The organism is Amazonocrinis nigriterrae CENA67 (genome assembly GCF_016056305.1).
GTDB classification, from domain to species: domain Bacteria; phylum Cyanobacteriota; class Cyanobacteriia; order Cyanobacteriales; family Nostocaceae; genus Amazonocrinis; species Amazonocrinis nigriterrae.
This window is the reverse complement of record NZ_JAECZC010000093.1, coordinates 40,860-53,336: the sequence shown is the minus strand read 5'-3', so window position 1 is coordinate 53,336 and position 12,477 is coordinate 40,860. Positions and strand designations below refer to the sequence as shown.

Genomic DNA, 12,477 nt, shown 5'->3' with positions numbered 1-12,477 from the left:
GTTTAAGTGAGATAAATAGCGAAATATGTTGAAACACACCAAATTTCTTTTAGGAGCTACTCTTTTCTATTTTTCCACAGTGACTGTAGTATATGGAAACACTCCTAGACAATTATGCCAAAATGATACTAACGTTCTTTCTAAGCTATGTGAGGAAGTCAGAGAAGACGAAAATTTTGAAGTATTGCTACCAGAATCTAAAGCTAAAAATTTCATAATAAATATTGTACAAGATCCGACTCCTCTGCCGACTCCCTCGCCAGGAACGACTTCGCCTACACAAGTTCAGGGTTCTTGGCCAGAACAGATAGGGTCAGTAGTCCAAGGAATTTTTGATTATGGACGAAGTGTAGTTAATGGTCTGACTATGAAAAAAACTTTTGAGCAGTCACCTGGGTTAGTTAGTTCAAACATGGAAACTCCCTACATTCTGGCAAAACATGGAGAAAAAATTTTTGATTCAATTCGGAGTAGTATAGTTCTTAATCCGCTTCCTTTGAGAGCTACAAAGGTAGCTATGATTCCAGGTAGCTACTCTACAATTGCACAGTCTGAGTTAACACAACAAATTCTTGATGATGCTATTCGCCGTAATCTATACATAGATATTAGAACCAAATTGACATACTTGAAAACATTTTCAGATGCACTAGAAGCAATGAAAAAATTGGACAATTATCCTGAATACAATACAATAAGTAACCAAGTTCGTTCTGATTTAGAAAATAACATTAAGGAATTATCTAATTCTGAAGCATTAGTACAACAATTCAACGCAAGTATTCCTAATCTAGACAACAAAGTTTTGATCGCAGAACACGAAAAGAAATTTGTAGAATTTGCCACACAGCAAATTAGAAAAGCTGAAGACATACCAGGACTTGAAAAAGCTGTAAGTGATACCATGAACCAAAACTTAGACGATTCGGTTAAGCTAATAACCTCGCTGGTCAATCAGGAGTTAAAATTAATAAAGTCTAATAATTCAGGTCTTAGATCAAGTAACCAGAGACGGAATAGATCAAGAACCGCCGGAAGCAACCTTTGAAGCAAGTTGAAGAAAATCAATACTGCATACTCTTACAAGTGCAGCAATCTCTCTTGGCGTTTCACCAATTCTTGAAAACTAAGAACACAAACAGCAAACCTCTCTTTAAACCTTGATTACCCTTGAAGTCATGAGCATTTTCTTGCACTTGGGTTAAACCTGTAGTCATAACTAGCGACTATATATTTCCTCACGGCTGAGTACACCATTCACTTGAACAGGATTTTCAGTCAATTCATCAATTATGTCTTTTTTTCGCAATAATTTTTTCTTAACTAAAACAATTACTTTAATATCATCTCCTTCACTGAGTTCTTGTTTGTATTCATCGGGGATTTGAATTAAACCATTTTGAATTTTTGCTTGAAACTCTAGTGCATTAAACATCTTTAAACTCTGTTACATATTGATATATTTCAATTTTAGCTCTATCCTTTAATAGCGATCGCTAAACGTGTAATTATTGGTTATCGCTGATCCAGCGTCTACGCACTTCTGGTGATAGAGTTAAACCAGGCGATGTCTACGACGGGCTATGCCTACGCACTCTTTATATAGAAATATTCAAACAAAGGGATTCAATGTAGATATACCACAACCCTCAAAATCCTTAATATTTCTAGTAACAAGAGTCATGGAATGTATTTTAGCTGTTGCGGCGATAAGTATATCAGCTTGCGAGCGCGGTTTACCTTGAGTTCTCAAAAAGCCTCTCAATTCACCCGAACACTTGGCAATTTCTGAGGTAATAGGTAAAATTTCACAGTGAGTTGTCAAAAAGTTTTCAAACCAAGCTTGGATTCTAGCATTAGGCTTGGCTGTTAAACCATAATAGATTTCCTCAACTGTAATAACGCTTAAGTTAATTGATGTTACTGTACTTATCCATGCTGTCACCCCTGGATTTGGTATCAGTCGAGTTAATTCACTGATAATATTAGTGTCACAAAGACTGCTCATTTTCGTCGCCAGTAAAAGGATTGTGGCGATCACTTCGTACTGGTATCTCTAAACTATAATTTTCTTCGGCACATAACTGTTGAAGTTCTTTAAAGACTTGAGCTAGAGATGTTTTCGCAGCTTGTTGTCGCCAGTTTAAAAATTCTTTAAAAAGCTCAGGATCTACAATAGCAGCCACTAATTCTTCTTGAGTGTAGATTAACTGAGGTTCTTGACTAGTCGCATTAATTATTAAGGATAGCTGTTTTTGGGCTTCTTCAAGTGTCCATTTCATTCTAAAAATCTCCAAGTTTTGTTAGCTTATTCTGCTAATCGCCGTCAATTTTACGACGCTCTTTGCGCGTTGCTCCCGCTTCTAGGCAGTTCTGGTGATAGGGTTAAACGGGGCGATCGCAAAAAGCGTAATTACGGACACTCAACCCTTAACTAGACTAAATCTCATTTTAGCAAAGTTGGAGACTGGACAAAAGCGGCGAGTTAATTGGTTGGTTTAAGGTGTCTGGGGTATGTGCATAAAATTTATCTCGTTGTTTGGGGTACAGTAAATAGTTCTACCAAAAGAATCACCGGTTTCTGCATCGATTACTTGCACAATTTTGGCATTATCAGTACAGACAATTCTACCTCTGGCCATTCTCAATTCTCCTTGGACAAAACCAGTCACTATCCACACCATTCTGTCGGTAGAAATCGATGATTTGTACTGTCCTGTTTGTGATGCAAACTCCTCATAGGTTGTCAGTTTTGCTTCTGTTATTCGCATCTTACTAGACTTTTTGATAACACTTTCAATGGTTATCAAGCGACTTGCTGGTAGGTTATTATTTGCAGGATAGATTCGTACTTCTGAGTTGATTGGTTTTGCTGGATTAGCTTGCTTTTTTGTCTGTACTGGTTTAGCTGTGACTGCCTGCACTAACAATAAATTAGTAGTAGCAGCAAATATAAAAGCAGATAATGAAGCTATGGTAAAAATTTTAATCATAGTGCAGCAGTCAATAATGCTCAGAATCGCCAGTTGGTACTAACGACTTCCACTAGTTTAAGCGATCGCTTTTCACTGTTGTTCTGCACCTACACTGAACGAGGCAGAATATCATCTAAGCGAAGTTGAAGACCAGGCAAAAGCGGTGAATTAATTGATTGGTTCAATCGGTATTGTTGTTGAGTATAAGTGTCCTCAACTAGTTGACAAACAGTGAAGGTAGGTTGTTTGGGCTTACCAATAAATGCCACACCGCCCAATCCTCGATAATCCACAATCCAATATTCAGGGATGCCTAAAAGCGCATATTCCTCAACTTTCCGTGCATAGTCAGTTTCCCAGTTGGTGCTAACGACTTCCACTACCAGTTTAATTGAGCGTCCAAGAGTAATTACGGGTTCTCGCTGCCAAAGAGGTTCACGGTCAAGAACGGTTTCATCAAGAACCACGACATCAGGACGACGAACTGTAGCTGTATCTGCAAAGGGATAAATTAAACAAGTGCGAGGAATAAACCAGGGGAGTTGTTCTGCAACAAGGTAGATACCAATTTGGGTTGCAAGTTTGCCACTCACCGTTTCGTGAGGGCCAGTTGGTTCCATATCAATTAATTCTCCGTCTGCCAGTTCATAGCGGGGATTGTCTCGGTATTGGGAGAGAAAATCTTCAAATGTAAGGGTTTTTGGGGAGATATATGCCATTGAGTCAATCTCCTGAAGGCAAGTTGTTTTGATTATAAGTTAAGTTTCTGACTGGTATAGCAAAGTGCTGAGTGCTGAGTGCTGTAGACGCTTCTGCGGCTACTCTTCGAGAACGCCTAACGGCAAACCCGCAGGGTGGAGTCACTGCGATCTTGGGGTCGGATAAGCATTTTAAACTCACAATAGGGTTTGGAGAAAAGGTTACTAGGCTTGCGTTAAAGGTTTTTCTTCCCCTTTTCCCTTTCCCCTTTCCCCTTTAACCGAACCGTATTGTCATTGATCCTATGTGCGTGGAACAGTTAGCCCAAAGTAGGCGACTGTAACCTTAGCAAGTTATGGAGGGTCACAAGCGTTATCTGAAGGGACTTCCTTTGTTTAGCCGATACAATAAAATATGTGGTAATTGAAATTTGTGTAAAACTAATTGTTAGTTGATCTAAATAGATACCATTATTTGTAGTATCCAATAATTTAAACTGTGCATTGCTGACTGCTGACTGAAGTTGACCATACCTTAAAAAAAGAAGATTGAACCCGGCTAGCTCAAGGCATAAAGATGATAAAAGAAATAACGCGCCGCAATTTTATCGCAACTGCTACCCTTGCGACAGGTTTTGCTCTGGCAGTGCAACCGATTTCTGCTAACGCGATCGCCACCGATACAAAAGGATTAATCGCGGGTGCAGTGAAAATTCCTGTTCCAGATGGTCAAATTCCAGCTTACAGGGCGCAGCCTGCCACTAGTGAAAAATTCCCGATAGTGCTAGTGATTCAAGAAATCTTTGGCGTACATGAGCATATCCAAGATATCTGTCGGCGTTTTGCCAAGTTGGGATATCTAGCGATCGCACCAGAATTATTTGTCCGTCAAGGCGATGTCTCTAAATTAAGCAGTATAGACGAAATTCGCCCAATTGTGGCAAAAGTGCCAGATGCCCAAGTACTATCTGACCTCGATGCTACAGTAGACTGGGCAGTGAAGTCAGCTAAGGGAAAAGCTGATCAAGTGGGGATAACCGGCTTTTGCTGGGGTGGTAGGATTACTTGGTTGTACGCCGCACACAATCCTAAGGTAAAAGCAGGTGTGGCATGGTACGGTCGACTGGTAGCTAATGCAACCAAACTTCAGCCCCAGAATCCCGTTGATATTGCCTCAAAGCTTTCTGTTCCCGTTCTTGGACTCTACGGTGGCAAAGATACGAGTATTCCTTTAGATACAGTCGAGCAGATGCGCGATCGCTTAAAATCTAACAGCAGCAAATCTGAAATCATCGTTTACCCCGATGCACCCCACGCCTTTTTTGCCGATTATCGTCCTTCTTATCGCCAAAAAGACGCTCGTGATGGTTGGAAACGTCTCTGGGTATGGTTTAAGGAGCATGGGTTGTAATATCGTGTCCAATTAAAGACTGATCATTAAGGGAGCAAGGAAGCAGCCACTGTGCCCAATTCAATAATTTAAAGTCAACAACCTCTACAAATATCTCAACCTAACGGATGCTCCCTAACTGTTATATAATGTCCGCTTGATTACTTATTAAAATCGAAGAACCCCACCCCACCAAAGCTACGCTTTGTTTCCCCTCCCCGTGAACGGGGAGGGGTTAGGGGTGGGGTGTAATGACTGTGGGAATCATAACTAATTAACCAGACATGATATTAGTATAAAGCTAATAACTTGTTAAAACAATATTAACTATACTACGGTATTCGTCACAACATGTGATATTTTCAGAATCGAAAATACCTAATCAGCGAGGTAAACTCTGTCTGTTCAAGATTTTTAAAGACTGTCGAATCTCATTAAGCTAATGCGTTGACATCTTGCACTATATTCAGTAAATACTGTCACTAGTCATTTGTATTTACAAATGACAAATGACAAATGACCAAAGATAACCCTCACAAGTCAGTGTGCAAGTAATTAACACAAGTTGTTCAAGCCAAAAATAAATATTTGGAATCAGATTCCCGCTCATAAATGATTACTGTAGTTGAATTTTAGGAAAAACCTGCATGAGCATTGAATTTGGCCGCGAAATCTGTGGAAATCTTGCTACAGGAGAGGCACGAGAGTGGTTAGTAACTAATGGTAAGGGTAGTTATGCTTCTGGCACAGTAGCAGGTACTCTGACAAGAAGTTATCATGGCTTACTTGTAGCAGCACTCAAACCGCCAGTAGAACGTACAGTATTACTCACCAAACTTGATGAAACTGCACAGTATAATAATCATTCCTATAGTCTTTACACTAATCGATGGGCTGGGGAATTGATTAATCCTGATGGTTATGTGAATATCGAAAGATTTCGCATAGAAGGAACAATTCCTGTATGGGATTTTGTGTTTGAAGATGCTCTGTTAGAAAAGCGCATCTGGATGGAACCAAGAGCAGACACAACATATATTCACTATCAATTGAAACGAGCCAGTCAACCGTTAACTCTATCAATCAAAGCTTTAGTTAACTATCGGGATTATCATAGCAAAACTCAAGCTGGAAGTTGGAGGATGAAAATTGATAGTATTACGAATGGACTAGGTATCAAAGCTTTTAACCAAGCGAGAACATTCTTTTTATTAGCTGATAATGCTAGTATTGTGCCTGCTAGTGGGGACGACTGGTATAGAAATTTTGTGTTAACAGCAGAACGCGATCGCGGGTTAGATTACATTGACGATAATCTATTTGCAGGCACTTTTCAAGCCACCATTCCCCCAGGAGGAACTTTCACCTTTGTAGCCAGCACTGAAACCAATCCTAATTTAAATGGTGCTGCTGCCTTAGAAAGGCGCAATCAATATGAACAAAAATTGATACAACGTTGGCAAGTAGCTAATCCCAAAATTAACCAAACTCCTGATTGGGTAAATCAATTAGTACTTGCTGCCGATCAGTTTATTGTTGATCGGCCACTACCAGATAATCCAGATGGTAAAACTGTTATCGCAGGCTACCATTGGTTTACCGATTGGGGTCGCGACACCATGATTAGTCTACCTGGTTTAACTCTGGCTACCGGTCGAAAAGAAATTGCAGGCTCAATTCTTCGCACCTTTGCTAAATACATTAATCGCGGCATGTTGCCGAATGTTTTTCCTGATAGTAACAGAGAACTAACAGACAATGACTACAATACCGTTGATGCGACCCTGTGGTTTTTTGAAGCAATTCGTAGCTATTATACCGCCACTCAAGACAAGCAGTTATTAGAAGAACTGTTTCCCAAACTCAGCGATATTATCGACGCACACATTCAAGGAACGCGTTATCAAATCAAGCTCGATCCTCAAGATGGATTAATTTATGCTGGTCAGGACGGTGTGCAACTCACTTGGATGGATGCCAAAGTAGGGAATTGGGTAGTTACTCCTCGCATTGGTAAACCCATAGAAATTAATGCGCTCTGGTATAACGCTTTACAAACCATGTCAGAATTTGCCCAACATCTGCAAAAACCTTCCCAAAAGTACGATGAACTTGCCAAGGCAACTCTACAAGGATTTCAGCGGTTTTGGAATAGTGCCAAGGGTTATTGTTTCGATGTCTTGGATAGTCCTACTGGTAACGACGACTTATTACGACCTAACCAAATCTTTGCCGTATCCTTACCAAAAAGTCCTCTCACCCCAGAACAACAGCAAAAAGTAGTTGAAGTCTGCGGACAAACTCTTCTCACTTCTTACGGTTTGCGTAGCCTAGCTACTGATAACCCTCAATACGAAGGTTTTTATGGAGGAGATCAATATCACCGTGACAAAGCCTATCACCAAGGAACTGTTTGGGGATGGCTGATTGGGCCATTTGTTCTTGCTCACTTCAACGTTTTCCAAGACCCAGCATTAGCTCGTCAGTTCCTAGAACCCATCAAGCATCATATAACAAATGCCGGATTAGGAACCATCAGTGAAATCTTCAATGGTGACTTACCCATAGAACCTAAAGGTTGTATCGCTCAAGCTTGGTCGGTTGCAGAAGTGCTACGCGCTTGGCTAGCCACTGATGTTGCCTCTAGTTAAATAATGACAGCAGATTGTAGAAGAGAGGGTTTTATACCAATTCGTAATTCGTAATTCGTGAGGCAGTACGGTCTTGGGGTTTCCCCAAGTGGAGTAACTGCCGTTAGCGCAGCGTTAGCGAGCTTGCGAGCGTCACCCGTAAGGGTAATTCGTAATTGTAGAGACGATTCGCCGAATCGTCTCTACTCAGATATGGCATGGCTTTCGGGGTTTGAATGTGTTGCCTCATTTTAGAGAATTGGTATTAACCTCAATTCGGCAACGCCAACTTTTTTATGAGTTCAACAACAAAAAACCCCAGCCGATGAGTTGAGCTGGGGTTAATATTAAAACTTACCTTATCCAAAGATAGAGGAATTCTTAAAACACAGAACAGAGTATTTTAATTCAGCAGATTGAACACTTGGCTGTGATGCAGTATTGGGTTATGCGTTACCATTACCCGGTTCTATGGTAGTTGTGGCACTTTGGGATTGACCTAAATTAATTTTAACTACCTTGTTCTGTTCTTGCTCTAGTTTGGGTAAAGTCAGAGTTAAAATTCCATTTTTCAAGTCTGCCTTAACTTGTTGATTTTGAACTTTGGTAGGCAGAGGAATTACTCTTTGAAAACTGCCATAGCGAAATTCAGAACGAATGCTATTGTTAGATTCAGATTGTTTCTCGTAACGATGCTCACCAGCAATTGAAACTGCGTCTTGAGTGACTTGAATATCCAGATCTTTACCCTCTACACCTGGAAGTTCAGCTCTGAATAGTAAAAAAGAACCTTTATCATGTAATTCAACAGCAGGAACCCATGCAGTTTGGCGTGATGAGGGAATATCTGAATTACCTCGTTCAACTGCTGCAAGCTCAGAGAAAAGCTGATCCATTTGACGACGCAGAATTTCTACTTCTCGGAATGGTTCCCAACGAATAAGTGCCATATATCAATTTCTCCTTAACTTTCTAATTCGTTTGAGGGGTAATCGAACAAAGTTTTAGAGGTGATTTAGAGGTTTCTGGTAATTCAGCAATTACCAAACCTTTATTTTATATAGAGAAGTTTTGTTTGCTTTTTTCTTCTCTCTACAAGTAATGTAATTGAAGAAAAATCACATAACAATTGGGTAAACCGTACATAGATTAGTTGCATTTACCGTATTCAATAATGGAATACAGTTCAGTTAAGGCTAAAAACTAAAGCTGGCGTGGATGGTAACGGTGCGGGGAGAACCCGCACATGAGTGTCTCCCCAATCTACTCTTGTTGTGGTGTTGTGCGATCGCACTTCGAGCAAGCCCCTGCCATCAAGTTTTATAATCGTTGTGGGCAGTGCATAACGCCAGATGCAAAGACTGTCTTTCAACCACAAGAGCGCACTGGCTCACGCCACTCCCTTTGGCTGTCGGGCATTGCCCGCCCACGGAGGTGACTCCCCTAAAGCTTTTCGTAGGCAGCTAAAATGATTTTTTCTGTCTCTTCCCAGCTAATACATTTGTCAGTTACAGAAACTCCATATTGTAATTCCTCTTTTGTGCCAGTCATCGGTTGATTACCTTCATACAAATTTGATTCCAGCATCATCCCCACTATTGATGTATTGCCATCTACTATTTGTTGAATTACATTCTCCAACACAGCAGCTTGCAATTTATAGTTTTTGTTAGTATTGCCATGACTACAGTCAATCACAATTCTTGGTGGTAAATTCGCTTCTTTTAATTTATCTTCTACCTGTTGGACATTCACAGGATCAAAGTTAGGCTGATTACCGCCTCGCAAAATTACATGACCGTAGGCATTACCTCTAGTTTGAAAGACACTGACTTGTCCTTTATGATTAATTCCTAGAAAATGATGAGGATTTTTAGCTGATTGTAAAGCATTTAAAGCCACTTGAATATTACCATCAGTACCATTTTTAAAACCCACGGGCATCGAAAGTCCACTGGACATTTCCCGATGAGTTTGTGATTCAGTCGTGCGTGCCCCGATCGCAGACCATGTGATCAGTTCACTAATGTATTGAGGTATAATTGGGTCTAATGCTTCTGTGCCAGTAGGTAGTCCCAATTCTGTAATTTCTAACAGTAGTTGACGTGCAATTAATATACCATTTTCTACATGGAAAGAATCATCCATATCAGGGTCATTAATTAATCCTTTCCATCCTACTGTTGTTCTTGGTTTTTCAAAGTAAACCCGCATGATCAATAGTAATTTGTCTTGCACTCGTTCAGACAAAGCTTTCAGCTTTTGTGAATATTCAAGTGCTGCTTTGGGGTCGTGAATTGAGCATGGCCCAACCACTATAAATTTTCTTCTATCCTGAAAATCCAGGATATTTTGTATTTCTTCTCTATATTTTAAAACAGTTTGTTCAGCCGATTTCGTTAAAGGTAATCTTGATTTTACCTCACTAGGAGTTAATAATACGTGAGAATGCTTGATGTTAGTGTTAGATAATTGATGGTGCATGGAGTGAGTCATGTGTACTTTGCTATTTCGTCTATGAGCGAAAAATCATACACATATTTTAAATGAAAAGATACAACATCAACCCAAGACATAAGACATTAGAGTCGTTATGTCAATTAGCTCTTATCTCTGCGTTCTCTGGGTCACAATGATTAAAAAGTAATTAATATAACTGCATGGATGCATAAAGCACAGAGATAAGAATAATTTTTTAAAAAAGTTTAACTTACCTTAATCAGGATAGACATAAGAGTTAACTAATTAACAAAATTCTGATTATAATTTGGACAAATATGTCAATAAATGCTGATAATAACTCTTTTATTTTCATAACAGAAAAGGGGGCATTATCTCCCCCTTTATACTTTATGAGACTGCTGACTCAGTAAAGATGTATTTTCTTACTGCCAAACAAACACTTTGGCTTCGTATGGCCCGATATCAGTTATAATGCCATCGTCACCAGCTTCGACATCATAATCACCTGTCCATTCGTGCCATGTTCCACCACAGGGAAAGTTAGGAACATGGTAGCCAGCTAGGAAGTTTTCTGAAAAATTTGTCACCACAACAACACGAGAACCTTCATCATTCCAACGGCTGTAAGCTAATACCTTAGCTTCTGCATTTTCATGGATGAAATCTATATTTTCTGTGTAGAGGGCATGATTATTTTTCCGCAAATTAATCAAACCTGAGTAGTATGCAAACAAGCCACGATTTAGATCATTACCTAATAGTGTCCAATCGATTTTCGCTGATTCTTGTTGTTTGGGCTTGTACTCCCCAAATTCTTCGCCCATCCAAACTAGGGGTACACCTACAGCGGTCATGAGAATAGCTACCCCCAGTTTAGCTCGCCTAAAGGCCTCTTCGTCAAAAATCTGGCGATCGCCCAACTCTACCATCAGATGGTTGTGATCATGATTAGTCAGGTAATTTACTACATTCGTAGCACCCAAAAAGCCTTGACGCTTACAGTCAATCACATCTTTAAGGCGCTCCAAATCGAATGTATCACCGCAGATATGTTCTAAAATACAGTGATAGAAACTATCGTGCCAGCAACCATCCATTGGGCCGTCTACATTAGTGATGCTGGTAGTTTCAGGAATGTGTTCGGCAATGTTATAAAAAGGCTTAGCACCAGCTGTATTTTTAGCTTCTTGAACAACCCAATGCATGAAATCGTAGTTAGCTATTTGCCGCGCTGCATCATAGCGAATACCATCAATATGATATTCTTCAATCCAGAAACGTATGGTATCGCCAATAAATTTACGTGCAGGATAAGTATCTAAATTTTCGTCATAATGTTCGTAATTAAACTCAGGGCCCCAACTATTATCGGGGTCACGGGGAGAATGATGATACCAATAATCATGGTCAATTTGAGTTAACGGGCTGGATGCTTCTGAGTGGTTATAAATACCATCCATAATCACACGAATACCTCTAGCATGGCACTCATCAATGAGCTGCTTTAATCCAGCTGTGGCACCATAACTAGATTCAGTTGCAAAAAAATAACGAGGGTTATAACCCCAACTATAATCACCAGGATATTCTTTTACTGGCATCAACTCAATGGCGTTGATTCCCAAATCACACAAATAATCTAACTTTTCAATAACGTGTTTATACTTGCCTCTAGCATAAGGATCATCCTCGCCACCAGAGAAGTCGCCTACATGTAATTCATAAATTACTAACTCGTGGTCAGCAGGTAAAGGTTTATCATCGTGTTGCCAAACGTAGGTATCGACAATCCTTTCTCCGTCTTTTATCCGAACAATACCATTATCTTGGCCACTCAACTCATTAATATCAGTTGCATAAGGATCTGTAACATCAACCCACTGTTCTGGTTCTAAAAACCATGAGTTTGACTGAACACGAAATTTATATTCATATTCGCCATCTTCTAATTCAACAGTTGTACGAAAATAACCATCTTCGCCTTTCTCCATTGGAATTTCTTGCCAATCAGAAAAAGAACCTATTAGCGTGGCTCCTTTGTTGTAAGGCGCAAATAAGTTAAATTCAATTGGTTTTGCCATATTATTGTTTGGAATATTTAATCTCAATATTGATTATTTTCTAAATAAATAATCAATTTGCCAATCAGTCTCCAGAAATACTTATATCAAGAATTCCTCTATCTTACGAATGAAACTATACTCTATAAATAGATTATTTATTGTTGAAAAACTGTTTAAATTATGCTAGTTAGACTTTATAAGTAGCTGCCTAGTATCACCTGATGTAAATTTAAAAATAATCAATTAAATATTATTTTT

General features: G+C 39.5%; 12 protein-coding genes. 3 read left to right on the top strand and 9 right to left on the bottom strand.

Annotation, left to right across the window (positions count from 1 at the left end; all coding sequences use genetic code 11):
* Positions 1-25 precede the first annotated feature (25 nt).
* On the top strand, positions 26-1,048 hold the full coding sequence (locus I8748_RS29850) for a hypothetical protein (RefSeq protein WP_198128106.1): 1,023 nt from the start codon (positions 26-28) through the stop codon (positions 1,046-1,048).
* 171 nt (positions 1,049-1,219) lie between these two features.
* Here the strand turns inward: I8748_RS29850 and I8748_RS29845 are convergent, their stop codons facing one another.
* The 5 genes from I8748_RS29845 to I8748_RS29825 all read right to left on the bottom strand — a co-directional run bounded on the left by I8748_RS29845 (position 1,220) and on the right by I8748_RS29825 (position 3,694).
* Positions 1,220-1,435, bottom strand: coding sequence for a hypothetical protein (locus I8748_RS29845; RefSeq protein ID WP_198128105.1), 216 nt, complete (start codon positions 1,433-1,435; stop codon positions 1,220-1,222).
* 177 nt (positions 1,436-1,612) lie between these two features.
* Complete coding sequence (locus tag I8748_RS29840) at positions 1,613-2,008, bottom strand: type II toxin-antitoxin system VapC family toxin (protein WP_198128104.1); 396 nt, start codon at positions 2,006-2,008, stop codon at positions 1,613-1,615.
* Complete coding sequence (locus tag I8748_RS29835; protein WP_198128103.1) at positions 1,992-2,282, bottom strand: prevent-host-death protein; 291 nt, start codon at positions 2,280-2,282, stop codon at positions 1,992-1,994. Before I8748_RS29835 ends, I8748_RS29840 begins: the two co-directional genes overlap by 17 nt.
* Before the next feature lie 216 nt (positions 2,283-2,498).
* Positions 2,499-2,993, bottom strand: coding sequence for a hypothetical protein (locus I8748_RS29830; RefSeq protein ID WP_198128102.1), 495 nt, complete (start codon positions 2,991-2,993; stop codon positions 2,499-2,501).
* Positions 2,994-3,082: 89 nt separating this feature from the next.
* Positions 3,083-3,694: a Uma2 family endonuclease gene (locus I8748_RS29825; protein WP_198128101.1), complete on the bottom strand. Its 612-nt coding sequence runs from the start codon at positions 3,692-3,694 to the stop codon at positions 3,083-3,085.
* A gap of 559 nt (positions 3,695-4,253) precedes the next feature.
* On the opposite strand from I8748_RS29825, the gene I8748_RS29820 reads away from it, so the two are divergent.
* Positions 4,254-5,084, top strand: a complete 831-nt coding sequence (locus I8748_RS29820; protein WP_198128158.1) for a dienelactone hydrolase family protein — start codon at positions 4,254-4,256, stop codon at positions 5,082-5,084.
* 626 nt (positions 5,085-5,710) lie between these two features.
* Positions 5,711-7,714 (top strand): amylo-alpha-1,6-glucosidase, encoded by a 2,004-nt coding sequence (locus I8748_RS29815; RefSeq protein ID WP_198128100.1) that lies wholly within the window; start codon positions 5,711-5,713, stop codon positions 7,712-7,714.
* Between the two features lie 425 nt (positions 7,715-8,139).
* Here the strand turns inward: I8748_RS29815 and I8748_RS29810 are convergent, their stop codons facing one another.
* The 4 genes from I8748_RS29810 to I8748_RS29795 all read right to left on the bottom strand — a co-directional run bounded on the left by I8748_RS29810 (position 8,140) and on the right by I8748_RS29795 (position 12,237).
* Positions 8,140-8,643: an Hsp20/alpha crystallin family protein gene (locus I8748_RS29810; protein ID WP_198128099.1), complete on the bottom strand. Its 504-nt coding sequence runs from the start codon at positions 8,641-8,643 to the stop codon at positions 8,140-8,142.
* 236 nt (positions 8,644-8,879) lie between these two features.
* Positions 8,880-9,065 carry a hypothetical protein gene (locus I8748_RS29805; RefSeq protein ID WP_198128098.1) on the bottom strand — a complete coding sequence of 62 codons (186 nt, stop codon included), beginning with the start codon at positions 9,063-9,065 and terminating at the stop codon, positions 8,880-8,882.
* A gap of 71 nt (positions 9,066-9,136) precedes the next feature.
* Positions 9,137-10,177, bottom strand: coding sequence for a 3-deoxy-7-phosphoheptulonate synthase (locus tag I8748_RS29800; RefSeq protein WP_198128157.1), 1,041 nt, complete (start codon positions 10,175-10,177; stop codon positions 9,137-9,139).
* Between the two features lie 401 nt (positions 10,178-10,578).
* The gene (locus I8748_RS29795) at positions 10,579-12,237 is read right to left on the bottom strand and encodes an alpha-amylase family glycosyl hydrolase (protein WP_198128097.1); all 1,659 of its coding nucleotides are present in this window, start codon (positions 12,235-12,237) and stop codon (positions 10,579-10,581) included.
* Between the last annotated feature and the right edge of the window lie 240 nt (positions 12,238-12,477).